Annotated in this window: 1 protein-coding gene; it reads right to left on the bottom strand. The window is 59.8% G+C overall.

Annotated elements, in window-relative coordinates; all coding sequences use genetic code 11:
- Window positions 1-69 precede the first annotated feature (69 nt).
- Window positions 70-259 (bottom strand): hypothetical protein (locus SB772_RS42700; protein WP_410838858.1); only part of this gene is annotated, 190 nt, incomplete at its 5' end.

Genomic DNA, 259 nt, shown 5'->3' with positions numbered 1-259 from the left:
CCAATGATTTCTGTCTATCCCGTTTCCGGGATGGCGTGTTGCGCAAAGGTCCGCCAGGGGCGCGGCTCACTAGAGCCTCATGGCCATTGTCTTCGGTGTCGCCGGAAATACGTGCCACGACCCGTCGTCGTGCCTGAAGAAAACGATCGATGAAGAGTACTCGGAGGCCGCAGCCCCGATCCGCACATAGCGCCGGCGATCGGGGAATGTGCGACCGACCTCCACAATCTGGACGGGGAAATTTCCGTCAGCACCAAAC

The sequence above is a fragment of the Paraburkholderia sp. SIMBA_030 genome (assembly GCF_046535245.1).
Classification (GTDB): domain Bacteria; phylum Pseudomonadota; class Gammaproteobacteria; order Burkholderiales; family Burkholderiaceae; genus Paraburkholderia.
This window is presented reverse-complemented; position numbering and strand designations above follow the sequence as displayed.